The sequence below is a fragment of the Georgenia sp. Z1344 genome (assembly GCF_057652375.1).
Genome location: NZ_CM172728.1, coordinates 856697 through 882097 on the forward strand (window position 1 = coordinate 856697; position 25401 = coordinate 882097).

Annotated in this window: 20 protein-coding genes and 1 tRNA gene; 9 read left to right on the forward strand and 12 right to left on the reverse strand. The window is 75.5% G+C overall.

Annotation, left to right across the window (positions count from 1 at the left end; all coding sequences use genetic code 11):
* Positions 1–49: 49 nt before the first annotated feature.
* The 3 genes from lysA to AC24FB_RS03785 form a co-directional block, all read right to left on the reverse strand.
* Complete coding sequence (gene lysA, locus AC24FB_RS03775; RefSeq protein ID WP_425714664.1) at positions 50–1447, reverse strand: diaminopimelate decarboxylase; 1398 nt, start codon at positions 1445–1447, stop codon at positions 50–52.
* Positions 1448–1473: 26 nt separating this feature from the next.
* Positions 1474–3153, reverse strand: coding sequence for an arginine--tRNA ligase (gene argS, locus AC24FB_RS03780; RefSeq protein WP_425714543.1), 1680 nt, complete (start codon positions 3151–3153; stop codon positions 1474–1476).
* A 66-nt stretch (positions 3154–3219) separates the two neighbouring features.
* The gene (locus tag AC24FB_RS03785; protein ID WP_425714544.1) at positions 3220–3780 is read right to left on the reverse strand and encodes a hypothetical protein; all 561 of its coding nucleotides are present in this window, start codon (positions 3778–3780) and stop codon (positions 3220–3222) included.
* Between the two features lie 150 nt (positions 3781–3930).
* Here AC24FB_RS03785 and AC24FB_RS03790 point away from each other — a divergent pair.
* A tRNA-Arg gene (locus AC24FB_RS03790) sits at positions 3931–4003 on the forward strand.
* A 107-nt stretch (positions 4004–4110) separates the two neighbouring features.
* On the opposite strand, the gene AC24FB_RS03795 is transcribed toward AC24FB_RS03790, so the two are convergent.
* A complete protein-coding gene (locus AC24FB_RS03795; RefSeq protein ID WP_425714545.1) occupies positions 4111–4887 on the reverse strand; it encodes a glycerophosphodiester phosphodiesterase family protein in 777 nt (258 codons plus the stop codon).
* 2 nt (positions 4888–4889) lie between these two features.
* Entirely contained in the window at positions 4890–6233 is a 1344-nt protein-coding gene (locus tag AC24FB_RS03800) for a M23 family metallopeptidase (protein ID WP_425714546.1), read from the reverse strand.
* A 416-nt stretch (positions 6234–6649) separates the two neighbouring features.
* Here AC24FB_RS03800 and AC24FB_RS03805 point away from each other — a divergent pair, with 416 nt between their 5' ends.
* Both AC24FB_RS03805 and AC24FB_RS03810 read left to right on the forward strand, forming a co-directional pair.
* Positions 6650–10525 (forward strand): multifunctional oxoglutarate decarboxylase/oxoglutarate dehydrogenase thiamine pyrophosphate-binding subunit/dihydrolipoyllysine-residue succinyltransferase subunit, encoded by a 3876-nt coding sequence (locus AC24FB_RS03805; RefSeq protein WP_425714547.1) that lies wholly within the window; start codon positions 6650–6652, stop codon positions 10523–10525.
* 117 nt (positions 10526–10642) lie between these two features.
* The gene (locus AC24FB_RS03810) at positions 10643–11239 is read left to right on the forward strand and encodes a GDSL-type esterase/lipase family protein (RefSeq protein WP_425714548.1); all 597 of its coding nucleotides are present in this window, start codon (positions 10643–10645) and stop codon (positions 11237–11239) included.
* A gap of 122 nt (positions 11240–11361) precedes the next feature.
* Here the strand turns inward: AC24FB_RS03810 and AC24FB_RS03815 are convergent, their stop codons facing one another.
* The 4 genes from AC24FB_RS03815 to AC24FB_RS03830 form a co-directional block, all read right to left on the reverse strand.
* A complete protein-coding gene (locus tag AC24FB_RS03815) occupies positions 11362–12333 on the reverse strand; it encodes a zinc-binding dehydrogenase (protein ID WP_425714549.1) in 972 nt (323 codons plus the stop codon).
* Between the two features lie 137 nt (positions 12334–12470).
* Entirely contained in the window at positions 12471–12545 is a 75-nt protein-coding gene (locus tag AC24FB_RS03820; RefSeq protein WP_425714665.1) for a 50S ribosomal protein bL37, read from the reverse strand.
* Between the two features lie 150 nt (positions 12546–12695).
* On the reverse strand, positions 12696–13016 hold the full coding sequence (gene rsrA / locus AC24FB_RS03825; RefSeq protein ID WP_425714550.1) for a mycothiol system anti-sigma-R factor: 321 nt from the start codon (positions 13014–13016) through the stop codon (positions 12696–12698).
* Complete coding sequence (locus AC24FB_RS03830) at positions 13013–13672, reverse strand: sigma-70 family RNA polymerase sigma factor (protein ID WP_463652775.1); 660 nt, start codon at positions 13670–13672, stop codon at positions 13013–13015. The genes rsrA and AC24FB_RS03830 overlap by 4 nt, the downstream gene beginning before the upstream one ends.
* Before the next feature lie 135 nt (positions 13673–13807).
* Here AC24FB_RS03830 and AC24FB_RS03835 point away from each other — a divergent pair, with 135 nt between their 5' ends.
* The 6 genes from AC24FB_RS03835 to AC24FB_RS03860 all read left to right on the forward strand — a co-directional run bounded on the left by AC24FB_RS03835 (position 13808) and on the right by AC24FB_RS03860 (position 22169).
* Complete coding sequence (locus AC24FB_RS03835) at positions 13808–14302, forward strand: DoxX family protein (protein WP_425714552.1); 495 nt, start codon at positions 13808–13810, stop codon at positions 14300–14302.
* A gap of 26 nt (positions 14303–14328) precedes the next feature.
* A complete protein-coding gene (aroA, locus tag AC24FB_RS03840) occupies positions 14329–15666 on the forward strand; it encodes a 3-phosphoshikimate 1-carboxyvinyltransferase (RefSeq protein ID WP_425714553.1) in 1338 nt (445 codons plus the stop codon).
* 13 nt (positions 15667–15679) lie between these two features.
* The gene (rsgA, locus tag AC24FB_RS03845) at positions 15680–16852 is read left to right on the forward strand and encodes a ribosome small subunit-dependent GTPase A (protein WP_425714554.1); all 1173 of its coding nucleotides are present in this window, start codon (positions 15680–15682) and stop codon (positions 16850–16852) included.
* Entirely contained in the window at positions 16849–17655 is an 807-nt protein-coding gene (hisN, locus tag AC24FB_RS03850) for a histidinol-phosphatase (protein WP_425714555.1), read from the forward strand. The genes rsgA and hisN overlap by 4 nt, the downstream gene beginning before the upstream one ends.
* 99 nt (positions 17656–17754) lie before the next feature.
* Positions 17755–18951 carry an exonuclease SbcCD subunit D gene (locus AC24FB_RS03855; protein WP_425714556.1) on the forward strand — a complete coding sequence of 399 codons (1197 nt, stop codon included), beginning with the start codon at positions 17755–17757 and terminating at the stop codon, positions 18949–18951.
* A complete protein-coding gene (locus AC24FB_RS03860; protein WP_425714557.1) occupies positions 18951–22169 on the forward strand; it encodes an AAA family ATPase in 3219 nt (1072 codons plus the stop codon). The genes AC24FB_RS03855 and AC24FB_RS03860 overlap by 1 nt, the downstream gene beginning before the upstream one ends.
* Positions 22170–22251: 82 nt before the next feature.
* Here AC24FB_RS03860 and AC24FB_RS03865 read toward each other — a convergent pair whose 3' ends face one another.
* Genes AC24FB_RS03865 through AC24FB_RS03875 form a run of 3 tightly spaced genes read right to left on the reverse strand, consistent with a single transcriptional unit; the run spans position 22252 to position 25254 of the window.
* Entirely contained in the window at positions 22252–22698 is a 447-nt protein-coding gene (locus AC24FB_RS03865; protein WP_425714558.1) for a DUF6912 family protein, read from the reverse strand.
* A 7-nt stretch (positions 22699–22705) separates the two neighbouring features.
* A complete protein-coding gene (locus AC24FB_RS03870) occupies positions 22706–24598 on the reverse strand; it encodes a CpaE/TadZ family protein (RefSeq protein WP_425714559.1) in 1893 nt (630 codons plus the stop codon).
* On the reverse strand, positions 24595–25254 hold the full coding sequence (locus AC24FB_RS03875; RefSeq protein WP_425714560.1) for a hypothetical protein: 660 nt from the start codon (positions 25252–25254) through the stop codon (positions 24595–24597). The genes AC24FB_RS03870 and AC24FB_RS03875 overlap by 4 nt, the downstream gene beginning before the upstream one ends.
* Positions 25255–25401 lie beyond the last annotated feature (147 nt).

Here is a 25401-nt window from a genome sequence, read left to right on the forward strand (position 1 = left end):
GCCCCGGCGGCCGTGGCCCGTCCGGGAGCGGAGCAGCGGCGACGGGCCGTCAGTCCCCGGTCGTGCGGTCCGCGTCGAGGGCGAGGAGGTCGTCGATCGTCTCGCGCCGGACCATCACGCGGGAGCGACCGTCCTCGACCCCGATCACGGGCGGGCGCGGGACGAGGTTGTACTGGCTGGACATCGAGCGCCCGTACGCGCCGGTGGCCGGCACGGCGAGGAGGTCACCCCGGCCGGCGTCGCCGGGGAGCGCGACGTCGCGGACGACGATGTCGCCGGACTCGCAGTGCTTGCCGACCACCCGGGTCGCGACCGGGGCGGCGTCCCCGGGCCGGCCCGCGAGCGCCGCGGTGTACTCGGCCTCGTAGAGCGCGGTGCGGACGTGGTCCGACATGCCGCCGTCGACGGCGACGTACCGCCGGGACGCGCCGCCGTCGAGGGCGACGTCCTTGACGATGCCGACCCGGTAGAGCGTGAGTCCGGCCGGGCCCACCACGGAGCGGCCGGGCTCGACCGAGACGCGCGGGACGGGCGAGCCGAGGCGCGCGCACTCGGCGGCGACGACGCGGGCGAGGGTGGCGGCGACCTCGTCGGGCGTGGGCGGGGTCGCGTCGGCACCCGTGTACCGGATGCCGTACCCGCCGCCGAGGTCGACCTCGGGCAGGACGCGCCCGGTCTCGCGGCGCACGTCCTCGCGCAGCTCGAGCACCGCGCGGGCGGCGGCCTCGAAGCCGGCGAGGTCGAGGATCTGGCTCCCGATGTGGCTGTGCAGGCCGATCAGCTCGAGCGCCGGGAGGGCGAGGATCCGGTCGACCGCCTCGCGGGCCGCCCCGGAGGCGAGCGAGAGGCCGAACTTCTGGTCCTCGTGGGCCGTGGCGATGAACTCGTGCCCGCCGGCGTGCACGCCCGTGGTCACCCGGACCATGACGGGGACCGAGGTGCCGCGCTCGGCGGCGATCATGGCGACCCGGTCGATCTCGGCAAGCGAGTCGAGGACGAGCCGGCCGACCCCGGCGTCGATCGCCGCGGCGATCTCGTCGTCGGACTTGTTGTTCCCGTGCAGGCCGATGTCCGCGCCGGGCACGCCGGCGGCGAGCGCGGTGGCGAGCTCCCCGCCGGTCGAGGTGTCGACCCTGAGTCCGGCGGCGTGCACGAGCCGCGCCACGCCGACGGTGAGCAGCGCCTTGCCCGCGTAGTAGACGTCGGCGCCCGCGAGGCCGCGCTCCGTGGCGAAGTGCCGGTCGAACGCGTCGGCGTAGGCGGCGGCCCGCCCGCGCAGGTCGGCGAGGTCGAGGACGTACGCCGGGGTGCCGTGCTCGGCGGCGAGGTCGGTGATCGCCACTCCCCCGACGGTCAGGGCGCCGGCGTCGTCGCGCTCGGTCGTGGTCGACCACGGGCCGGCGACCGAGCCGTCGGGCTCGGGCGCGACGAGCGCGGACAGGTCCACCGGGGACGTCCCCGCCGCCTCCCCGCTCACATGCGCTCCGGGGCACTGACGCCGAGCAGCCCGAGGCCGGTGGCGATGACCTGGGTGGTGGCGTCGTTGAGCCACAGCCGCGTGTGGTGCGCGTCCTCGACCGGGCCCTCGCCGCGGGGGGTGACGCGGACCTGGCCGTACCAGTGGTGGTAGGCGGTGGCGAGGTCCTCGAGGTAGCGAGCCACGCGGTGCGGCTCGCGCAGGTCGCCGGCCATGGCCACGATCTGCGGGAACGAGCCGAGCACCCCGAGCAGCGCGGCGTCGGCGGGGTCGTCGAGGAGCTCGGGCGCGAAGCCGAGGTCCCGGCGCACGCCGTGCTCCTCCGCGTTGCGTGCGACGGCGCGGGTGCGGGCGTGCGCGTACTGGACGTAGTAGACGGGGTTCTCGTTCGACCGCTCGGTGAGCAGGTCGAGGTCGAGGTCGATCGAGGAGTCGGTCGACGAGCGCGCGAGCGAGTAGCGGGCGGCGTCCACGCCGACGGCGTCGACGAGGTCCTCGAGCGTGACGACCGTGCCGGCGCGCTTCGACATCCGCAGGGGCTCGCCGTTCTTCAGCAGGTAGACCATCTGGCCGATGAGCAGCTGGAGGTTGACCCCGGGCTCGTCGCCGAACGCCGCGCAGACCGCCATCATGCGGCCGACGTACCCGTGGTGGTCGGCGCCGAGCATGATGACGACCTCGTCGAAGCCGCGCTCACGCTTGTCGAGGTAGTACGCGATGTCGCCGGCGATGTAGGCGGTCTCGCCGTCGGACTTGACGACCACGCGGTCCTTGTCGTCGCCGAAGGAGGTGGTGCGCAGCCAGGTGGCGCCGTCGGCCTCGAACATGTGGCCGGCGTCGCGCAGCCGCTGGATCGCCCGGTCGACGGCACCGGACTCGTGGAGGGAGTCCTCGTGGAAGTAGACGTCGAAGTCGACCCCGAAGTCGTGCAGCGCCGAGCGGATCTCGCCGAACATGCGCTCGACGCCTCGGGACCGGAAGGCCTCCTGCGCCTCGGCGTCGGGCAGGGTCGCGGGCTCGGGCTCACCGGCCGCCACGGCGTCGGCCGTCACCGCGTCCGCGATGTCGGAGATGTACTGGCCGCCGTACCCGTCCTCCGGTGCCTCCTCGCCGCGGGCGCGGGCGAGCAGCGAGCGGGCGAAGCGGTCGATCTGCGCGCCGTGGTCGTTGAAGTAGTACTCGCGGGTGACCTCGGCGCCGGTGGCCTGCAGGACGCGGGCGAGCGAGTCCCCCACGGCGGCCCAGCGCACGCCGCCGATGTGGATGGGACCGGTCGGGTTGGCCGAGACGAACTCGAGGTTGATGCGGCGGCCCGCGTTCTTCTCCGATCGCCCGTAGGCTGCGCCGGACTCGACGATCGTCCGGGCGAGCTCGCCGGCGGCGCCGGCCTCGAGCCGGATGTTGAGGAAGCCGGGACCGGCCACCTCGGCGGCGGCGACACCGTCCTGGCCGGCCAGGCGCTCGGCCAGCAGGGTGGCGAGCTCGCGCGGGTTCGTGCCCGCCTTCTTCGCCAGCTGCATCGCCACGTTGGTCGCCCAGTCGCCGTGCTCGCGCTGGCGGGGTCGCTCGACCTTGACGGTGGCGGGGACGGCGTCCGCGGGCAGCGCGATCGTGCCGTCGGCGGCGAGGGCCGCCAGCTGGGCGGCGATGAGGTCGGCGAGTGCTTCTGGGGTCACGCCCCCAGGGTAGTTCCGCGCGGGCGCCGTTCCGCGCCGGGCCGGCCCTCCCGGGTGCGAGCCCTGCTACAGCTCGTGGGCGACGTACATCTCGTAGACGGGCCAGTCCTCGCCGGCGAGCGTGAAGACGAGGCCGCGCCCGTTGTCCCACAGGTACTGCACCGGCGCGTTCGGGTCGGCCGTGTCGAGGATCCGCAGCGTCCCGGTGCCGTCCGTGTTCGTCTCGCCCTCGCTGCGCACCGTCGCTCCGGCGGCCTCGAGCTCGCTGGTGAGCTGCTCGGTGAACGCGTCGACGTCCTCCTGCGAGGTGAACCGGGCGGCCCCGTAGGCGACGGAGTCGGAGCCCGACGAGTAGGTCCCCTGCCAGCCCTCGACCGCTCCTGCGGTGGTGGCCCCGTCCCACGTCTCCCAGTCGCCGGTGAGGGAGTAGGTCGTGGCCGCGCCGTCGTCGGTGTAGACGACGCTGGTGGGGATGCGCGGGCCGAGGTTACGGTCGTCGATCGACGGCCCGCGTGCGCCGTCGAGGACGAGCGTGCCGCCGATGATGACCGCGAGCAGGACGAGGGTCGAGACGATCATCGTGACGATGAGTCGGGTGTCGGACCGACCCCCCGTCCGTGCCGCCATCCGTGCGCCCCTCGTGCTCGACCTCGTGCGGCCGTGGCCGCCGCGGCCCGTGCGGCCGCCGGTGGACAGGGTACGTGGTCGGGAGCACTCTCACCTGCGACCGTGGCACGCCGTGGGCGGGATAGGATGTCCGGGCGCCTGCGGGCGTATGCCCCCGTAGCTCAGTGGATAGAGCGTCTGCCTCCGGAGCAGAAGGTCGCTGGTTCGAATCCAGTCGGGGGTACTTTCGCGCCCACCCGCGATGAGTGCGGGGATTCTTCTCGGCGAGCGAGCGGACGTCCTCCCGACGAGTGAGCACGCGCCCCCCCCCGTTCGGGCGTGCCGGACCGGTCAGTGCCAGGGGCCGCGCGCGGAGAGCACCTCGACGAGCAGGGTCGGGCGGTCGGTGATGATCCCGTCCACGCCGAGGTCGAGCAGCCGCTCCATGTCCACCTTCTCGTTGACCGTCCACACATGCACCTGGAGCCCGCGCCGGTGCGCGGCGGCGACGAACCTACGGGTGACGACGGGGACGACGCCCCGGTAGCGCTCGGGAACCTGGACGGCCACGACGCCGGCGTCCGGGCCGGGCACGCGCCGCGCGAGCATCGGGCCGACGACCGGGAGGACGGACCCGACGACGAGACGCGCCACGTCTCCTGGCCCGAGCGACGCCGGGACCGGCAGGAGCTCACGCATGCGGGCGAGCCGCGCGTCGGAGAAGGCCGCGAGGCACACGCGGTCGGCGGCGCCGGCTGCGGCGACGACCTCGACGAGCGGCGCGGCGACCTCGTCGGTCTTGGCGTCGATGTTGAGCCGGAGGTCGGGGTGCGCGGCGAGGACGTCGGCGAGCCGCGCGGGCGCTCCCCCGCCCTCGACGCTCAGCTCCTGGACGCGGGCGAGGTCGAGGTCCTCGATCGGTCCGGTCGCGGACGTCGTGCGCGCGAGGTCGTCGTCGTGGAAGAGGACGACCTCGCCGTCGGCGGTCAGCCGGGCGTCGGTCTCGAGCACCACTCCGAGGGCGGCGGCGTGGGCGACCGCGGCCGCCGTGTTCTCCGGGACCTCCAGGCGCCCGCCCCGGTGGGCGATCGCGACCGGTCCGACGCCGTCGAACAGGTGCCCGGCCACGGTCAGCAGGCCTGGGACGGGTCGACCGCGCCGAGGGACTCGAGGAACTCGATCGGAGCGACCGTCTCGCCGTCGACTTGCACCTCGAGGTGCAGGTGCGGCCCGGTGGAGTTGCCCCACGAGCCGACGTCGGCGAAGTGCTGGCCGGCCGAGACCTCGTCGCCCACCGTCACGTGGACGCCGGAGGGCGACATGTGGGTCGACCACGTCTCGAAGACCTGGCCGTCGACCTCGTGCTCGATGATGACGAGCGTCCCGGAGCGGCCCTCGATGCCGGGGCCGGCGTGGGTGACGACGCCGTCGGCGACCGCGTAGATCGGGGTGCCGAAGGGAGCCGCGAAGTCGTCCCCGGGGTGGAAGCTCCGGCCGCCCGAGATGGGGTGGGTCCGCCAGCCGTACGGGGACGAGAGGCGGTAGGTGTCGGCCGTCATCGGCATGACGGTGCCGGAGCCCTCCGAGAGCGCGGCGCGGGCGCCGGACGCCGCGAGCTCGGGCGAGCAGCGCAGGTCGTCGCGGGCCTCCGAGCGGCTGGCGGCCGCGTAGGTCGCCCGCGCGCCGGCGCCGTCGGACTCGCGCAGCTCCGACGCGACGGTGGTGTCCTGCCCCGCGCCGTCGGTGAGCACCGAGTAGGTCGGCGCGGTCAGCGCGGTGACCGGCTGGCCGGACTGGAGCTGGGCCTCGGCGGGCGCTGCGGACTGCTGGACGATCGGGAGACCCACGGCGACGACGCCGACGGCCGCCGCCGCGACCACCGAGGTCCGGACGAGCGGGCGGCGGTGGCGGGCACCCGCACGCACGAGGCCGGCGATCCCCTGCCGGCTCGCGGGCCGACGCGCGGCGGCACGGCGCTCGCGGCGGGTGGTAGCCGTCGAGGGGGTGGTGGCGGCCAAGGGAGTGGTGGCGGCCAAGGGAGTGGTGGCGGCCGAGCGGGTGGTGGTGGCCGAGCGGGTGGTGGTGGCGGACCGGGTGGTGGTGGCCGGTGCGGCGGCCGCCCGGGCGCGCAGCTCCCGACGCGTCGGGTAGCGACCCGGGCCGACGACGGGGCGTCCGGCGTCCGCTCCCGGCTCCGGAGCCCGGCCGGCTGCCTGGTCGGTGGTCGGCATGGGGGCCGTCACGGACGTCGAGGTCGCGCGCAGGTCACGGCGACGGACGCGGGTGGCGGGCACCGACGAGCCGGACGGCTCCGCCGCGGTCTCACGAGCGGGGGCGGTGGCCGGCGTACCGAGGTCCGCGGCGTCGGTGTCCGGTCCGACCTGGGGGTTCGTCGTCGTCGGGCCGGTCATGGTGCCGACCGACCGGAGGTCCCGTCGCCTGAGCCGGGGGCTCGAGGTGGCGGAGTCAGGCATGACGACAGGGACCTTCCAGCGGGGGCGACGGGCGCGGGTCCGCCCCGGCGGCGCGGGCAGGCCCGCACGCGGAAGCGGTTGATCACGAAACGATAACTGCCGGGGTCGGTCCGGTCCAGGGATCCGGCGGCTCGGTGACCAAGCACACCCGCCCGACGCGCACCAGGGTACCGAGGGTCGCGCACCGCCCGGACCGCCCGTCCACAGTCCGGCAGCAGGACGATCGGGACCATCGCACGGCACGCCCCAGGGTGGGTCTTTGCCGCTGCTTGGGACGTGGGCCCCCGCGGCGCCCGCGAACACCCGAACTCCGGCCCGAAACCGCGCGTGGCTGGGGTTTCGGCACTGCTTCGCCCTAACCTTGAACGGCGGCAGAACGCGCTCCCCCACGACTCGGAACAAGGCGGTTTCCCACGGTGTCCACCCAGGATCACGACAACTTCGGCCCGAACGCATGGCTCATCGAGGAGCTGTACGAGCGGTACCGGCAGGACCCCACGTCGGTCGACGAGTCGTGGCAGACGTTCTTCGCCGAGCGCGCGGCGGGCGAGCCCGCGCAGGCGCAGCCGGCCCCTGCCGCCCGGGCTCAGGTGCCCGCCGCGCCTGCTGCCGCGCCCGCGGCTCCCGCCGCCGGCAGCCCCGTCCGGTCGACGCCGGCGGCTCCGGCGCAGGCCCCGGCCCAGGCCCAGGCCCCGGCCCCGGAGGGTCGGGCCGAGCAGGCTCCGGCGCCGCAGGACGCCCCGACGGAGCACGTCTCGTCCGCACCCGAGCCGCAGACCCGGCCGGCCGACCCCCAGGGCCGCCCGACCGACTCCGCCGTCCAGGTCGTCCGCGGCGACCTCCCGCCGGCCCCGCCGGTCGAGGCGCAGGCCGCGACGGCCACCTACCGCGACTCGTCCAAGCCGATCGCCCGGTACAACAGCGAGGGCCGTGAGGACGAGGTCGTCAAGCTCCGCGGGGCGAGCCAACGCACCGCGAAGAACATGGAGACCTCGCTGGAGATCCCCGTCGCCACCTCGGTGCGCGCCGTCCCCGCGAAGGTCCTGGTCGACAACCGCCTCGTCATCAACTCCCACCTCACGCGCTCGCGCGGCGGCAAGGTGTCCTTCACGCACCTCATCGGCTACGCGATGGTCGAGGCGCTCGCCGAGGTGCCGGACATGAACAACTCCTACGGGAGCACCGAGGACGGGAAGCCCGCCCTCGTCCGGCCCGCCCACATCAACTTCGGGCTCGCCGTCGACCTGCCCCGCCCGGACGGCACCCGGACCCTCGTGGTGCCGAGCGTGAAGAAGGCCGACACCCTCGACTTCGCCGAGTTCGTCGCCGGCTACGAGGCGCTCGTGGCCAAGGCGCGCACGAACGAGCTGACGGTCGAGGACTTCCAGGGCACGACCGCCACGCTGACCAACCCCGGCGGCATCGGCACCGTCCACTCGATCCCCCGCCTGATGAACGGGCAGGGCGTCATCGTCGGCGTCGGCGCGATGGACTACCCCGCCGAGTACCAGGGCGCCTCCGAGCAGACGATCGCCCGGCTCGGCGTCTCGAAGATCCTCACCCTCACCTCGACCTACGACCACCGCATCATCCAGGGCGCGGCGTCGGGCGAGTTCCTCCGGGCGATCGCCACGAAGCTGCTCGGCGAGGACGGCTTCTACGACCGCGTGTTCGTCGCCATGCAGGTGCCCTACGAGCCCGTGCGCTGGAAGAAGGACACGGAGTTCGACGCCGAGACCGAGCTGGGCAAGCCCGCCCGCATCGCCGAGCTCATCCACGCCTACCGGTCCCGCGGCCACCTCATGGCGAACACCGACCCGATCTCCTACCGCCAGCGCATGCACGCGGACCTCGACATCACGAACTACGGGCTGAGCCTGTGGGACCTCGAGCGCAAATACCCCACCGGCGGGTTCGGGGGGAGCAACCGCGCCACGCTGCGCGAGATCCTCAACAACCTGCGGGACGCGTACTGCCGCACGGTCGGGATCGAGTACATGCACCTCGCCGACCGCGCACAGCGCACGTGGTTCCAGGAGCGACTCGAACGGCCCTACGCGAAGCCGTCCTCGGAGCAGCAGCTGAGGATCCTCTCGATGCTCAACAAGGCCGAGGCTTTCGAGACGTTCCTGCAGACGAAGTTCGTCGGCCAGAAGCGGTTCTCCCTCGAGGGCGGCGAGTCGCTCATCCCGCTGCTCGACACGATCCTCAACGGCGCCGCCGCCGAGGGGCTCGACAGCGTCGCGATCGGCATGCCCCACCGCGGCCGGCTCAACGTGCTCGCGAACGTCGCCGGCAAGTCCTACTCCCAGATCTTCGGCGAGTTCGAGGGCAACTTCGACCTCGCCGGGTCGGGGGACGTCAAGTACCACCTCGGCACGGAGGGCAAGCACGAGTCGCCCGACGGCGGGGTCACGAGCGTCTACCTCGCCGCGAACCCGTCCCACCTCGAGGCGGTCGACGGCGTCCTCGAGGGCGTGGTCCGCGCGAAGCAGGACCGCATCGACCTCGGCGACAAGGGGTTCTCGGTGCTGCCGGTGCTCATCCACGGCGACGCGTCGTTCGCCGGGCAGGGCGTGGTCACCGAGACGCTCAACCTCTCCCAGCTGCCCGGGTACCGCGTGGGCGGAACGGTCCACGTCATCGTCAACAACCAGATCGGCTTCACGACCTCGCCGTCGTCGTCGCGCTCGTCCTACTACGCGTCCGACATCGTCAAGGGCCTGCAGATCCCCGTCCTCCACGTCAACGGCGACGACCCCGAGGCGGTCGCCCGGGTGGCCGAGCTCGCGTTCGAGTTCCGCGAGGAGTTCCACAAGGACGTCGTCATCGACCTCGTCTGCTACCGCAGGCGCGGCCACAACGAGGGCGACGACCCCTCGATGACGCAGCCGGTGATGTACCGCCTCATCGACGAGAAGAAGTCGGTGCGCACGCTCTACCAGGAGTCCCTCATCGGGCGCGGCGACATCACCGAGGAGCAGAGCGCCGAGGCGATGGCGGAGTTCCAGCGCACCCTCGACGAGGGCTTCGCGGCGTCGAAGGACCGCAACGGGCGCGACGGCGGCGACTCGGTCGCCGGCCTCGAGAAGCCGTCGGCCCAGCAGGAGGACGCCGGCCTCATGGTCGGCTGGTCGACGGCGGTGAGCCCCGCGGTCGTCGAGCGCGTGGGCGAGGCCCACGCCCGGGTGCCCGAGGGCTTCACCCTGCACCCCAAGCTCAAGCAGCTCACCGAGCGGCGCGTGAAGATGGCCAAGGAGGGCGGCATCGACTGGGGCATGGGCGAGCTCATCGCCTTCGGCTCGCTGCTCATGGAGGGCACCCCGGTGCGCCTCGCGGGCCAGGACTCGCGGCGCGGCACGTTCGTCCAGCGGCACGCGGTCTTCCACGACAACGTCGACGGCAAGGAGTGGACGCCGCTGCGCTTCCTCACCCCCGACCAGGCAAAGCTGTGGATCTACGACTCCTCGCTCAGCGAGTACGCGGCGATGGGCTTCGAGTACGGCTACTCGATCGAGCGGCCCGACGCCCTCGTGCTGTGGGAGGCGCAGTTCGGCGACTTCGCCAACGGCGCGCAGATCATCATCGACGAGTTCATCTCCTCGGCCGAGCAGAAGTGGGGGCAGTCCTCCTCGCTGGTCCTGCTCCTCCCCCACGGCTACGAGGGGCAGGGGCCGGACCACTCCTCGGCACGCATCGAGCGCTTCCTCACCCTGGCGGCGCAGGACAACATGCTGCTCGTCCAGCCCTCGACGCCGGGCAACTACTTCCACTTCCTGCGACAGCAGGCGTACGCGCAGCCCCGCCGCCCCATGGTGGTCTTCTCCCCCAAGCAGCTGCTGCGCCTCAAGGCGGCCGCGTCGTCGGTCGAGGACTTCACCGAGGGCGCGCTGCAGCGCGTCATCGGCGAGGTCGACGAGCAGGTGGTCGCGGGCGGCGGACAGGTCGACCGCGTGCTGCTGTGCTCGGGGCGCGTGTTCTACGACCTGGCGGCGGCCCGGAAGAAGGCCGGCGACACCCGCACCGCGATCGTGCGTCTCGAACAGCTCTACCCGGTCCCGACCGAGGACGTCCTCCGGGCGATCGAGCCGTTCGGTGACGCCGAGCTCGTGTGGGTCCAGGACGAGCCCGCCAACCAGGGCGCGTGGCCCTTCCTCGCGGCGAACCTGCACGTGTTCGGCCGTCCGATGAAGCTCGTCTCGCGCCCGGCGGCGGCCTCCCCGTCGGCCGGCTCCGCGAAGACCCACGCGGCCGAGAACGCGCAGCTCGTGGCCGACGCGTTCGCGCGCTGACGGTCGAGCGACGACGCCGCGGGCGGCCGCTCCTCACGGGGTGGCCGCCCGCGGCGTGTCAGCGGTGGGGCAGGATGGAGCGTCCCCGTGCACGACGGGGCCCGGTGAAGGAGGGGTATGAGCGACGGCGTGCGGATCTGCGTGCTCGGCGACGAGCTGGTGGCGGGACAGGGGGACGCGCGGGCCTTGGGCTGGGTCGGCCGCGTCCTTGCGCGGACGCGCCACGAGGTCGACCCGTTCGTCGCCGCGCTGCCCGTGCCCGGAGAGACCTCGACGAACCTCGCCGCACGCTGGGAGAGCGAGACCGCGAGCCGGTTCGACGCCCTCGACGACAACCGGCTCGTCATCGGCCTCTCCGCCTCCGACGTCACCTCCGGCGTCTCGACCGCGCGCTCGCGGCTCAACCTCGCAAACGTCCTCGACGCCGCATCGGCCTCGGACGTGCGGACCTTCGTGGTCGGTCCCCCGCCCCGGCTCCGGGTCGACGAGCGCGCGCTCGGCACGGTCTCGGACGCGTTCGCGGACGTGTGCCGCCGCCGCCACGTGCCCTACGTCGAGACGTTCGAGCCGCTGCGCTCCCACGAGCAGTGGCTCGCGGACATGTACGGCGGCAACGGCGTGGTGCCGGGCCAGGCCGGGTACGGGCTGCTCGCGTGGCTCGTCCTCCACGAGGGCTGGCACGGCTGGCTCGGCGCCGAGGACCGCGCGGCCTGACCGGTCTCGGCCGGCTCAGCCGCACTCTCGACAAGTAGGGGGCGACTCCCAACCGCACTCTCGACACGTGAGGGCGGCTCCCAACCGCAGTCTCGACGGGAACGAACCGCACTCTCGACGGGTCAGGGGGCGGGCTCGACGACGAGCTTGCCCGCGATCTCGCCCCGCTCCATGCGAACGAGCCCCTCGGGCACGGCGTCGAGGGAACCGATCACCTCGGCGCGCGGCCGCACGCCGGTGGCCACGAGCGCGCGCTGGAGCGCCTCGAGCTCGTCCCGCGTGCCCATCGTCGAGCCGAGCACGGCCAGCGACCGGAAGAACACCCGGCTCAGCTCGGCCGGGGGCGCGTCGCCCGACGTCGCGCCGCACACGACCACCCGCCCGCCAGGACGCAGCGACCGCAGCGAGTGCCCCCACGTGGCCCGGCCCACCGACTCGACGACGAGGTCGGCCCGCTCCGTGAGCCGCCCGCCGCTCGGCAGCACCTCGTGCGCGCCGAGCTCCGTGGCCAGCGCGCGACCGGCCTCGCTCCGCGAGGTGGCGACGACCCGAGCGCCCATGAGGCGGGCCAGCGAGATCGCGGCGCCCGCAACCCCGCCGGTCGCGCCCTGGACGAGCACGGTCTCCCCCGCGCGGACCCGACCCACCGTCGTCAGCATCCGGTAGGCGGTCAGCCACGCGGTCGGCAGGCACGCGGCCTCGGCGAACGAGAGCTCCGGCGCCTTGTCGACGAGGTTGCGCGCGGGGACGTGCACGTGCTCGGCCAGGGTCCCGGGGTACCGCTCCGAGAGCAGGGTCCGCGCCGGGTCGAGGGTCTCGTCGCCCTCCCACGCCGGGTCGCCGACGACGGAGTGCACGATCACCTCGCGGCCGTCGTCGGTCACGCCGGCCGCGTCGCAGCCGAGGACCATCGGGAGCCGGTCGGCGGGCAGCCCCACGCCTCGCAGCGACCAGAGGTCGTGGTGGTTGAGGGCGGCGGCGCGCACCTTCACGCGCACCCAGTCCTCCGGCACGTCGGGCGCGGGGACGTCCCCGACGACGAGACCCGCGAGCGGCTCGTCCGGATCCTGGCTGACGACGGTGGCGGCACGCATGCGGTCAGCCTAGGCGGCACCGCCGTGTCGTCCCGGATCGTCGGTGACCCGCGGCCCCCTGCCCGCTGCACCGCCCGCCGCCCCGCTCCCCCACGGACGAGAACGGCCCCCGGCATCGCCGGGGGCCGTCGTCGCGATCAGGCGTTGGGCCGCTTGCCGTGGTTGGCAGCGCCGTTCTTGCGGGCCTTCCGCTTGCGTCCGCGCTTGGACATGAGTGCTCCTCGAGGACTCGGAGGTCTCCCGCTGCGCGGGAGGACTGGACGGGCCATCCTCCCACACGGCGCGGACGGGCGCGACGGTGCCGTGCGTGACGCGGGTTGCGCGCACAGCGCGGTGCGCGGCACCGCGGGCAGCCCGCTCGTTCAGCGGCGCTCGACCGTCACGCTGACGACCGAGAGCTGCGAGACGATGCGCGCGCGCAGCGATTCCGGCGCCTGCTCGGTGCACGAGCGGCGCAGGATCGTCTTCACGTGCGCGGCGGCGTCGACCTCGCCGCGACAGGTCTCGCACGTCTGGACATGCCGCCGCAGGCGCTCCCGGTGGGCGTCGCCGAGCTCGGCGTCGATGAACTCGTACACCTGGTCGGTCAGCTCCTCGCAGGAGCACGGGCCCGCGGGCACGTCCGCCTCGACGGCCCGCACGATGCGGTCCGCGAGTGCGTCGTCGTCGTAGGGCGTGGTCACTTGGTCACCTCCGTCCGGATACCGAGCTCGCGGGCGTGGTCGGCCAGGAGCTCGCGCAGCTGGCGGCGCCCGCGGTGCAGGCGGGACATGACGGTCCCGATCGGGGTCCCCATGATCTCGGCGATCTCCTTGTAGGCGAATCCCTCGACGTCGGCGAGGTACACCGCGAGCCGGAAGTCCTCCTGCAGCTCGGCGAGCGCGTCCTTGACCTCGGAGTCCGGCAGGGACTCCAGCGCCTCGGTCTCCGCCGAGCGCAGCCCGGTCGACGTGTGCGAGGCGGCCGCGTGCATCTGCCAGTCCTCCACCGCGTCGGCGTCGGTCTGCATGGGCTCGCGCTGCTTCTTGCGGTACGTGTTGATGTAGGTGTTCGTGAGGATCCGGTACAGCCAGGCCTTGAGGTTCGTCCCCGGCCGGTACTGGTGGAAGGCGGCGAACGCCTTGGTGAACGACTCCTGCACGAGGTCCTCGGCGTCGGACGGGTTGCGGGTCATCCGCATCGCCGCGCCGTAGAGCTGGTCGATGTACGGGAGCGCCTCGGCCTCGAACCGGGCGGCCCGGTCGTCGTCGCTCTCGCCCGCGGGCGCGCGGTCGAGATCCTCCCCGACGTCGTCGGGCGTGGTCACGGCGCCGGTGCGCGGCGCGTCGTCGGTGGTCATCCCGGCCCAGACTAGACCGCGGCGGGCCACGGGCCGCTCGAGGGTCGCCATGCTCATGCCCTGGACAACCAGGTGGCGGTGCCGATGTATTCCGTCCGCGTGCCTCGCGGCCCCGGATGTGGCAAGAATGGTGACATGAGCCTCCACGCGATCATCGCCCGCCCCCTGCTCGCCGCGCCCTTCCTGGCCGACGGCATCGGGGCCGTCACCAAGCCGCAGAAGCACGCCGAGAAGGTGGAGCGCATCCGGCCGACACTGGAGAAGCTGGGCGTCCCCGAGCAGGTCACGGCCGCGCCCGAGCTGCTCACGCGCGCCCTCGGCGTCGTCACCACCGTGTCCGCGCTCGCGCTGGCCACGGGCCGCAAGCCGCGCACCGCGGCCTTCACGCTCGCCCTCGTCTCGGCCCCCGTCGCCGTCGCGCGCAACCCCGTGTGGACCGCGGAGGGCGAGGAGCGCAAGGAGATGACGTCCGACCTCCTCGCCTACGCGGGCCTCGTGGGCGGCCTGTTCACCGCCGCCGCCGACCGAGGCGGCGAGCCGTCGCTGCGCTGGAAGCTCGGGAACAGCCTCGAGCAGCGCGCCGAGATCCGCGCGGCCAAGGCCGAGGTCAAGGAGAAGTACACCGACTGAGCCCGGTGCGGCCGGCGGCGACGGCCATGTCCCGCCGCCGGCCGGGGCCCTACCCTGGGCACGTGACCACCTCCGACATCTGGCCCGCCCCGCGCTCGAGCGGCCCCCTGGACGCCACCGCCGACGTCCCCGGCTCGAAGTCCCAGACGAACCGCGCGCTGCTCCTCGCCGCGATCGCGGACGGTCCCACCCTCCTGCGCCGCCCGCTGCGCTCGCGCGACACCCTGCTCATGGCCGAGGCGCTGCGCGCGCTCGGGGCCTCCGTCGAGGACGTCGGCACCGACTGGCGCGTCACGCCGGGCCCCGTCGTCGGCGGCACGTCGATCGACTGCGGACTCGCCGGCACGGTCATGCGGTTCGTCCCGCCGCTCGCTGCGCTCGCCCCCGGGGACACCCGGCTCGACGGCGACCCGCACGCGCGCGTGCGCCCGATGGCACCGCTCGTGGCCGCCCTGCGCGGGCTCGGGATCGAGGTCGACGCGGCCGGCGGGCCCGGGTCCGAGGTCCTGCCGCTGACCGTCCACGGGCGCGGCCGGGTCGAGGGCGGGGTCGTCGACGTCGACGCCTCGTCGTCGTCGCAGTTCGTCTCCGCCCTCCTCCTCGTGGCGCCCGCCTTCGCGCGCGGGATCGACCTGCGGCACGTCGGCGCACCCATGCCCTCGCTCCCCCACGTCGCGATGACGGTGGCCACGCTGCGCGAGCGCGGGGTCGAGGTCGAGGTGCACGAGGAGGACGGCGTGCCGGTGCGCTGGGTCGTCTCCCCCGGGCCGGTCCGCGGCGGCGAGGTCGCCATCGAGCCGGACCTGTCGAACGCGGGCCCGTTCCTCGCCGCGGCCGCCGTGACGGGCGGGACCGTGCGGGTGCCGGGCTGGCCGACGAGCACGACGCAGGCGGGCGACGCGATGCCCGGCCTGCTCGCGATGATGGGCGCCGAGGTGGACTGGCCGGCCGAGGACGTCCTGTCCGTCACCGGTCCGGACGCGGGCGACCTGCGCGGCATCGAGGTCGACCTGCACGACGTCGGGGAGCTCACCCCGACGATCGCGGCCGTCGCCGCCCTCGCGACGACCCCGACCCACCTGCACGGGATCGCGCACCTGCGCGGCCACGAGACCGACCGCCTGGCCGCGATCGTCACGGAGCTGCGCCGGCTCGGGGGCGCGGCGCACGAGACCGAGGACGGCATCGTCGTCGAGCCCGCCTTCCTCCACGGCGCCACGGTCGAGACGTACGGCGACCACCGCATGGCGACCTTCGCGGCGATCCTCGGGCTGCGGGTCGACGGGGTCGGGATCCGCGACGTGGGGACGACGGCGAAGACCATCCCCGACTTCGTCCCGCGCTGGAACGCGCTGCTGGGATGAGCAGGTCGCGCGCGTGAGCCGCCGGGACGTCGGGACCGACGACGAGCGGGTCCGGGTCCGCCCCGGGAGGGGGACGCGCCCGCGCACGAAGACCCGGCCCGCCCACGAGGATGCCACCGACGGGACCGTGCTCGCGGTCGACCGCGGCCGCTACCGCGTCCGGACGGCCGAGGGCACCCGGGTCACCGCCGTCAAGGCGCGCGAGCTCAACCGGACGCGGACGGCGATCGTCGTCGGGGACGAGGTCGCCCTCGTGGGAGACGTGACCGGCGACGTCGACACGCTCGCCCGGATGGTGGCCGTCCGCGAGCGGCGGACCGTGCTGCGGCGCAGCGCCGAGGACGGGGACACGGTCGGGGTCGAGCGGCCCGTGGTGGCCAACGCCGACCAGCTGGCGATCGTCACCGCGCTCGCCGACCCGCCGCCGCGGCCCCGGATGATCGACCGGTTCCTCGTGGCCGCCTACGACGCCGGGATGGACCCGCTCCTCGTGCTCACCAAGGCCGACCTGACCGGGCCCGAGGAGCTGCTGGCGGCGTACGCGGCGCTCGACGCGCGGTTCGTCGTCGTCGGGGGCATGGACACGGCGGGCGAGGACACGGCCGGGCCGGCGGACGTGCCCGCGGCGACGGACGGCTCCGGGGCGACGGGTACGCCCGCCCGGGACGACGGCCTGACCGAGGTCCGCGAGCTGCTCGCCGGGCGCTCGACCGTGCTCGTCGGACACTCCGGGGTCGGCAAGTCGACGCTCGTCAACGCGCTCGTCCCGGACGCCGAGCGCGCCACGAGTCACGTCAACGAGGTCACGGGCCGGGGCCGGCACACCTCCAGCTCGGCCGTGGCGCTCGAGCTCCCCGGCGGGGGCGTGGTCATCGACACACCGGGGGTGCGCTCGTTCGGGCTCGCCCACGTCTCCGCGGGCTCCCTGCTCGCCGGGTTCGCCGACCTCGCGGAGGCCGCCGAGCAGTGCCCGCGCGGCTGCACGCACGCGGCCGACTCCCCCGACTGCGCGCTCGACGCATGGGTGGTCGGGGCCCGTGAGCCCGGGACGGACGCGGCGGGCGGCGGCACGGCGGGCGCGCACCCGGCGGACGGCGTGGCGGCGGACGCGCGCGCGGCGCGCCTGGAGTCCTTCCGGCGGTTGGCGGCGGCGTTGCACGGCGGGCCGGGTACGGTCGAGCGATGAGCACCGGCCCCACCAGGCGTATCGACGACGACCTGCGCCTCGCCCACGTGATCGCCGACCAGGTGGACGCCCACACGACGGCGAGGTTCGGCGCCGTCGACCTCGAGGTCACGTCCAAGCCCGACCTCACCCCCGTCACCGATGCCGACCGCGGCGCGGAGGAGCTCGTGCGTGCCCAGCTGGCCCGCACCCGCCCGCGCGACGCGATCATCGGCGAGGAGATGGGCGCCACCGGCCACTCCCAGCGGCAGTGGGTCATCGACCCGATCGACGGGACGAAGAACTTCGTCCGCGCCGTCCCCGTGTGGGCCACGCTCATCGGGCTGGTCGAGGACGGCGAGGTCGTGCTCGGCGTGGTCTCCGCCCCGGCGCTCCAGCGCCGCTGGTGGGCGGGGTCCGGGACCGGCGCCTGGACCGGCCGCTCCCTGTCCTCGGCGAGGCAGATCCACGTCTCCGCCGTGCCCGAGGTCGCCGACGCCTCCCTGTCCTACTCGTCCCTGGGCGGCTGGGCGCAGCGCGGCCGGCTGCGGGCCTTCCTCTCGCTCGCGCAGGAGTGCTGGCGCACCCGCGCCTACGGCGACTTCTGGAGCTACATGCTGCTCGCCGAGGGCGCGGTGGACATCGCGACCGAGCCGGAGCTCGCGCTGCACGACATGGTCGCGCTCGTCCCGATCATCACCGAGGCCGGCGGCCGGTTCACCTCGCTCGACGGCGAGGACGGCCCGTGGGGGTCCGACGCGGTCGCGACCAACGGGCACCTCCACGACCTCGTGCTCGAGATCCTCTCGGGCCAGGAGGACTGAGAACCGGCCCGGCACCGGGCACCGGCGCTCGCCCTCGTGACGCGCCCGCCCTGGTGACGACGCCGGCACGGTGTCGGCGGCTCCGCCTACCGTGAGCGCATGCGGATCCTGCACACCTCGGACTGGCACCTGGGCCGGACGCTGCACGGCGTCGACCTCACCGAGGCGCACCAGGCCTACCTCGACCACCTCGTCGAGGTCGTGGCCGCCGAGCGGGTCGACGCGGTGCTCGTCGCCGGGGACGTCTACGACCGGGCGATCCCCCCGACCTCGTCGATCACGCAGCTCTCCGAGGCGCTCGCCCGGCTGACCGAGCTCACCCGCGTGGTCCTCACGCCGGGCAACCACGACTCGGCCGTGCGGCTCGGCTTCTCCGCCGCGCTCCTCGACGAGCGCCTGTCGATCCGCACCCGGGTCGCGGACGTCGCACGGCCGACGATCCTTCCCGGCGCGGACGGCGGGGTCGGCGCCTACGTCTACCCGCTCCCCTACCTCGACCCGGACATGGCGCGCGCCGACCTCGCCGAGGCCGGGCCGGACGGCGCACCGCTCCTGCCGCCGCGCAGCCACGAGGGGGTGGTCACCGCGGCCATGGGCCGCGTCCACGCGGACCTCGCCCGACGGCGAACGGCGGACCCCACCCGGGTGCCCGCCGTCCTCATGGCGCACGCGTTCGTGGCCGGCGGCCAGGCGAGCGAGTCGGAGCGAGACCTGAGGGTCGGCGGCGTCGAGGTGGTGCCCTCGGGCGCGCTCGCCCATCCCGAGGCGACGATCGACTACGCGGCGCTCGGGCACCTGCACGGCCCGCAGCGGGTCGGCGGGGACGTGCCGGCGCGGTACTCCGGCTCGCCGGTGGCGTTCTCGTTCTCCGAGGAGCACCACGTGAAGTCGAGCGTGCTCGTCGACCTCGGCGCGCCGGGCTCGGAGCCCGAGCTCGTCGAGGCTCCCGTGCTGCGCCGGCTGACCACGCTGCGCGGGACGATCGACGAGCTGACCTCGGGGGCGTTCGACCACCACGCCGAGGACCACGTGCGGGTGACCGTCACCGACGCCGCGCGGCCCGCCCACATGCGCGCCCGGCTCCTCGACCACCTCCCCCACCTGCTCGTCCTCGCCCACGAGCCCGAGGGGGCCGTGCCGCTCGGCGGCCCGGTCCGGGTGACGGCCGCGGAGGACCCGGTCGAGATCGCCGCCCAGTTCGTGGCCGACGCGGGCGGGGCGGAGGCGACGGCCGCCGAGCGGGCCGCGCTCGGCTCCGCGGTCGAGGCCGCCGAGGCGATGCGGAGGTCCGCCTGATGCGGCTCCACCGCCTGACCATCGAGGCCGTGGGGCCGTTCCCCGGCCGGCACACGATCGACATCGACGCCCTCGGCGCCTCGGGCCTCTTCCTCCTCGAGGGGCCGACCGGCTCGGGCAAGACGACGATCATCGACTCGATCGTGTTCGCGCTGTACGGCGACGTGGCCGACTCCGGGGGGTCGCACCGCTCGCGGATGCACTCGCAGCACGCGGAGCCCGGCGTCGAGCCGGTGGTCGACCTCGTCCTGTCGACCGCCCGTGGCGTCTACCGGATCCGCCGCACGCCGTCGTTCGAGCGCCCCAAGCAGCGCGGGAGCGGCACGACGACCGTCAACCCCACGGCGCGCCTGTGGCGGCTCGCGTCGGACGACCTCTCGGGCGTCCCCGCAGGCGAGGACCCGCCGGGCGAGCCGGTCTCGGCGGGCGTCCAGGAGGTCGGCACCGAGCTCGGCTCGATCCTCGGCCTGACCAAGGAGCAGTTCACGCAGACGGTCGTGCTCCCCCAGGGGCAGTTCGCGCGGTTCCTCCGCGCCGGCGTGGCCGACCGCCAGCAGGTGCTCCGGCAGATCTTCGCCACCTCGCTGTACGACGACGTCCAGTCACTCCTCGCGGACCGCGCCCGGGAGGCTCGCGCCTCGACGGAGCGTGCGGCGCAGTCCGCCGGCCGCGCCGCCTCGGCGGTCGCCGAGCACGCGCGGCCGGGCGAGACGGAGCGTGCGGCGCTCGTGGCCGCCGCGGAGGCGTTCGACGCAGACGGGGTCGAGGCGATAGTCGGGCCCCTGCTCGCGCGGCTCACCGACGAGCGGGCGGCCGCGGGAACCGCGCACGAGGCGGCCCGGGCAGCGGACCGCGCTGCGCAGGAGACGCTCGACACGGAGCGCCAGGTCGCCCGGGCGATCGAGCGGCGCACCGCCCTGCGCGCGGGCCGGGACGAGCTGGCCGCGGCCGCGGAGGACGTCGCCCGCACCCGCGCCGCCCTGGCCGCGCACGCCGGCGCCCGGCCCGTCGTCGTCGCGCTCGATGCCGCCGACCGCGCGCGGGAGGCGCTCGAGGGTGCGGCTCAGGGGCTCGACCGGCGCGTCCGGGAGGCGCGGGAGGCCCGCGACGACGAGGCTTCACGTGTCGAGGGTCGTTCTCGTGTCGCGGACGCTCCCCGCGGCGGGGAGGGCGGGGGCGACGACCCCCTCGGCACGAGCCCCGTCGGTTCGGGCCTGGTCGACTCGGTCCTGGTCGACGCCGGTCTCGACACCGGGGCGGCCGCCGACCCGGACGCCGAGGTCGACACCGACCTCGCCGCGCACGCCGACCGGCTCGAGGACGAGCGCCAGCGGGCGACCGCCGAGCAGGGCCGACTGTCCGCGCTGGTCGCGACGGAGGCAGGGCTCGCCGCGCGCCGGGAGCGCCTCGCGGCCACGGAGCGCTCAGTCGGCGACCTCGACCGCCGGCTCGCCGACCGGGCGACCGTCCTCGCCGGCCTGCCCGAGGCGCGGGCGGCGATCGTCGAGCGTCGGGCGACGGCGCAGAACGCCGCCGCCGAGCTCTCGGGGGCACGCGCGGCGACCGACGACGCCGAGACGCGACTCGCCGCCGCTCGCCTGGCCGAGCGGCGCCGCGCGGAGCTCGCCGCCGCGACCGAGGCGCTCGACGCGGCCCGCACGACGGCCGAGGAGGCGCAGGGGCACGAGAACGACCTCCGCGCCCGCTGGCGCGACCAGGTCGCCGGCCGGCTCGCGCGCGAGCTGACGGACGGGGCGCCGTGCCCGGTGTGCGGGTCGCTCGACCACCCTGCCCCGAGCCCCGACTCGGACAGCCCCGTCGGGGAGGAGGACCTCGCGGCGGCCGAGGAGTCGCGCGCCGGCGCCGACCGCGCCCTGTCGGCCGCCTCGTCCACGAGGGCCGCGGCCGAGGAGCAGGTCCGTGCCGCCGCGGAGGCCGCCGGGGACCGGAGCGTCGACGACGCCACGCAGGCGCTCACCGCCGCCCGGGAGGCCGTGCGCCTCGCCGAGCAGCAGGCCGCCGAGGTGGTCCGGCTCGACGAGTCGCTGGCCGCCCACGACGTCCGCGCGGCGCGGGAGGCGGAGCTCCGCACGGCCGACGAGACCGAGCGGGCGTCGCTGATCGCGGCCATCGAGTCGCTGCGCGCCGCCCTCACCGAGGACGAGGAGGCCGTCGTCGCCGCCCGCGGCGCCCACGGGTCGGTCGCGGACCGGGCCGCGGCGCTCGGCACCCGCGCCGCACGGGCGCGCGGCCTCGCCGAGGCCGTCCGGACGCTCCTCGACCGCCGCCGCGCGGCCGCGGACACCCGGGACCGGGCCGCGGCGGACCTCGCCGCCTCCGAGCTCGCCGACGCCGCGAGCGCCCGCGCCGCCGTGCTGCCCGACGGCGAGCGGGCCGCCGCGGAGCGCCGGGTCTCCCACCACGAGGCCGAGACGGCCCGGGTGACGGCCGGCCTCGCGGAGACCGAGATCGCCGGTCTCGCGGAGGACGCGAGCGCCGACCCCGCGGCCGCGGCAGCCGCGCGCGAGGACGCCGCCACGGTCCTCGAGGCGGCCGCCGCCGCCCACGACGCCGCGCGCCGCACCCTGACCAGCACGACCGGCGCCGTCGAGACGCTGCGGGCCGAGCTCGAGCGGCACGCCGCCCGCGCTCTCGCCGATGCGCCGCTCGTGCGCGTGGCGGACCTCGCAGCCGGTCGCGAGTCCCGGACCGGCGTCACCCTCGCCACCTACGTGCTCCTCCGCCGCTTCGAGGAGGTGCTCGCCGCGGCCAACGACCGCCTCGCGTCGATGTCCGCGGGCCGGTACGTGCTCCGACGCACCGACGACCGGGAGGAAGGCGTCCGGGCCCGCGCGGTCGGGCTCGGGCTCGAGGTGCTCGACACTCACACCGACGCCCCGCGCGCGACCCGCACGCTCTCCGGCGGGGAGACCTTCTACGTCTCGCTCGCCCTGGCACTCGGTCTCGCGGACGTGGTCGGCGCCGAGTCCGGCGGCATCGAGCTCGGCACCCTGTTCGTCGACGAGGGGTTCGGCACCCTCGACCCGGAGACCCTCGACTCGGTGATGAACGAGCTCGGCGCGCTCCGGGACCACGGCCGCACGGTGGGCCTCATCAGCCACGTCGCCGAGCTCAAGCAACGGATCCCCGACCAGGTCACGGTGCGCCACCGCGGCGACGGACGAGGATCGACGCTGACGGTCCGGGCGGGCGACTGAACGTCGCGGCCGCTGGCCCTCCTGCCGGTCCGGGAGCCGGACGGTCGGTCAGGACGCCGGACGGGCGCCCCGATCGCGCAGGTCAGGCGCCGAGGATCGCGGCACGCTCGGAAGGGTCGAACCAGAGGAGGTCGAGCTCGGCGACGCGCTCGAACGCGTCGTCGTCCCCGGCCACCGCCGCTGCGACCTCGACCTCGGCGGACTCCTCGTCCACGTGGATCGCCGCCACCGACTCCCAGCCGATCGGGGCGTCGAGCCGCACGAGGCTCGGCAGGTCGCCGGGCTCGGGCGTCGCGGAACCCTCGGGCACGTCGGCGGCCAGGACGACCCGCCGGGCGGGCGGGCCCTCGCCGAGCTCGGCGAGGCGGCGCACGGAGTCGTCCGCGGCGGCGAGGAGGGCGATGACCTCCAGCCCCTCCTCGTCCTCGTCCGGCACGGCGGAGACGAGGTCGGCCGTCACGGCGTGGGCGCGGGTGGCGGCGGGGTCGGCGGCGAGCTCGGCGGGCGTCGCGGGCAGGTAGATGCGCACGGGGCGATCATCCCGCGACGGTCGGCGCGGGTCGCGCGCCACGCCGCCACCAGCGCGAGCGCGTGGTGCTGCCCGCCGGGAGGTCGAGCACGCGCCGGGCGAGGGCCTCGACCGCCTTGCGTGCCGCGCTCGAGTGCGACTGCTCGCGCCAGGTCGCGCCGGCGAGCAGCGCGGCGTCGGCGGTCGACGGGTCGTCGGGCACGAGGACCGGCTCCTGGTCGCCGCCGTAGCGCCACAGGGCCTCGCGGACCGCGCGCTCGTGGTCGGGCCCGGCGGCGGCCCGGCGCACGCGGTTGACGACCACGCTGCGTCGGGCGTCCGGGGCGAGGTCCCGCTCGCGCAGGTCGGTGAGCGCGAGCACGAGCCGGCGCACTCCCACCGGGTCGCCCGCGCCCACGACCACGACCTCGTCCGCGGCGGCGAGCGCCGACAGCGTGGCCTGGTGGCGGACCGGTCCGAAGTCCGTCCCGTCACCCTGCTCGGCCCCGGCGGCGACGTCGACGACGACGAGCGGCGCGACCTCGCGGAGCACCTCCCAGACCGACTCGAGCGATGCGGTCTCGAGCTCGCGCCACCGGTCGGGCCTGGTCAGGCCTGTGAGCGCACGGAGGTTGTCGGAGACCTCGGCGAGGGCGGAACGCGCGACGTCGGCGTCGAGGCGGCCGTGCGTCGCGTGACGCGTCACGGCCGCGATCGACGAGATGTCGTCGGGGATCCCGAGGACCTGGGCGAGCGCCGGCGCTTCGGTGTCCGCGTCGACGACCACCGCACGGACGCCGAGGGCGGCGGCTTCCGCCGCGAGGTTGACGGCGAGGGTCGTGCGGCCGGGCGCACCGCGCGCGCCCCAGACCACGACGATCCGCCCCGGCGCCTCCTCGGGCTCGATGACGGGCGGCGGTCCGGCCTCGTCCACGACCTCCTCGGGGGTGCCCGCGGGGGGCGTCGGCGCCGGAACCGTGGGTGAGCTGCCGCCGGAGGACAACCACCACGGCACCTCCGAGATGACCGCGTCGTCCGTGTCGCCGCCCGGGTCTCCCGAACCCGAAGCGCCCGAACCTTGCGAGGTCGGCTCCGGCGAGGTCGGCTCCGGAGACGCCTGGTCAGCGGGGCGGGACGACGGGGAGCCGGCCGCCGTGCCGCCCGCCGCGGCGTCCGGACGGCCCGCCTCCGACGGCGTCGCCGCTCCGTCCGGCCCGGCGTCCTCCCCGAGGGCCGGCCGGGCCGGGGCGTCGGGGCGGTGCAGCGCGCGCCGGCTGGTCGGCCGCTCGGGTGTCCGGGGTGCCGCCTCGTCACCACCGCCCGAGCCCGCGTCACCCCCGCTCCTGCGTGCGCTCCCGGCCCCGCTCCCGCTCCCGCCTCCGTGTGCGGAAGGACCTCTGGGGCCGCCGGCGCCCTCGCGGGTCCAGGCCTCGGGCACCGAGTCCGGGACCGCCACCGTGGTCGGGAGGCCCGCCGGCGGTGGCCTGTCGCCGTCGGGCGCGTGTCCGCCCGGGCCCGCGGCCCCGTCCCCCGGGCGACCGGGCACCCGCTCGCCCGGCCGCCCCCGGACGTTCTCACCTCGGGCGAGAGCGATCGCCATCGCGGCGAGCGTCCCCGGCTCGTCCGACTCCGCCGCCACCGCGTGCGCACCGAGCTGGGCGAGCCGGCCGGCCTCCGCGGCCGGGCCGACGAGCAGCACGCGTGCACCCGCCGCGACCAGGCGTCCGATCGACGCGCGGTCGACCCCGTCCACCCGGCTGCCGACCACGGCGACGGTGCCGATCCCGGCCCCGACCCCGCCGAGCAGCTCGGGCAGGTCCGCGCACCGCCGGACGACCCGCGCGCCGGAACCGGGCGCGTCGATCGCCCGCACCACCTCGGCCTCGCCCTCGGTGAGCGCGAGCAGGATCCCGTGGCTCACGAGCCCTCCACACCGGCGGCGTGGTGCGGGACCACGGTCAGCTCCTCGCCCGCGGCGACCGCGCCGAGGACGTCCTCGACGAGCTCGGCGGGGACGAGGAGCTCGACGCTCGCCCCGCCCGTCGCGGCGAACACGCCCTCCTCGGTGCCGATGTCGACGACGAGGACCTCGGGCGCGAGGACGACCGGGGGCGCGACCTCCTCGGAGCGGTCCCCGACGGCGGCCCTCGGGGCGCGCCAGAGGTCGACGGTCGAGCCTGCCCCGAGCCCGGACGGCAGCGCGGCACCGACCGGGACGACGACGGGGCGCAGGTCCTGCTCGGTCGCCTCACCCGTCGCGGCGAGCGGGACGAGCTCGCCGGCCCCGACGAGACGGGTGGCCACGAGGTGGTCGGGCAGGTCGCCGTCGGCCACGAGGTAGTGGTCCCCCGCCGACCCGACGTTGACCTCGACGACCTCGAGGCCGGCCTCCGCCAGGCGTTCGCCCGGGGTGACGACGTCGGCGGCCGCCCACACCTCGGTCGTCCCGCCCGCGCTGTCGACCGCCCAGACGCCGATCCCGACCGAGGCCGCCACGAGCAGCACGCCCACGCCGAGGCGTGGGTCCCGCCACCCGGGCCGTCGCATCCGCCGGGCCGTCCCCGCGTTCTCCGTCATCCGAGCTCCCCCTTGCTCACCTGGCACGTCGGCCCATCGTCCCGGCCCCCGACCGGGCCCGCCGGCGTCATCCACAGCCCCGCACCGCGACGCGCCGCGCGACCTTCCGTCCACATCCTGCACGCGCCGGGCCGCCGAAGCGGCGAT

Bases quoted from the DNA above. Each gene is read 5' to 3' on its own strand.
- AC24FB_RS03860 (WP_425714557.1), top strand. From the start codon at position 18,951: ATGCGGCTCCACCGCCTGACCATCGAGGCCGTGGGGCCGTTCCCCGGC.
- AC24FB_RS03875 (WP_425714560.1), bottom strand. From the start codon at position 25,254: ATGACGGAGAACGCGGGGACGGCCCGGCGGATGCGACGGCCCGGGTGG.
- aroA (WP_425714553.1), top strand. From the start codon at position 14,329: ATGTCCCGCCGCCGGCCGGGGCCCTACCCTGGGCACGTGACCACCTCC.
- AC24FB_RS03835 (WP_425714552.1), top strand. From the start codon at position 13,808: ATGAGCCTCCACGCGATCATCGCCCGCCCCCTGCTCGCCGCGCCCTTC.
- hisN (WP_425714555.1), top strand. From the start codon at position 16,849: ATGAGCACCGGCCCCACCAGGCGTATCGACGACGACCTGCGCCTCGCC.
- AC24FB_RS03830 (WP_463652775.1), bottom strand. From the start codon at position 13,672: ATGACCACCGACGACGCGCCGCGCACCGGCGCCGTGACCACGCCCGAC.
- AC24FB_RS03785 (WP_425714544.1), bottom strand. From the start codon at position 3,780: ATGGCGGCACGGACGGGGGGTCGGTCCGACACCCGACTCATCGTCACG.
- AC24FB_RS03810 (WP_425714548.1), top strand. From the start codon at position 10,643: ATGAGCGACGGCGTGCGGATCTGCGTGCTCGGCGACGAGCTGGTGGCG.
- AC24FB_RS03855 (WP_425714556.1), top strand. From the start codon at position 17,755: ATGCGGATCCTGCACACCTCGGACTGGCACCTGGGCCGGACGCTGCAC.
- AC24FB_RS03800 (WP_425714546.1), bottom strand. From the start codon at position 6,233: ATGCCTGACTCCGCCACCTCGAGCCCCCGGCTCAGGCGACGGGACCTC.
- AC24FB_RS03815 (WP_425714549.1), bottom strand. From the start codon at position 12,333: ATGCGTGCCGCCACCGTCGTCAGCCAGGATCCGGACGAGCCGCTCGCG.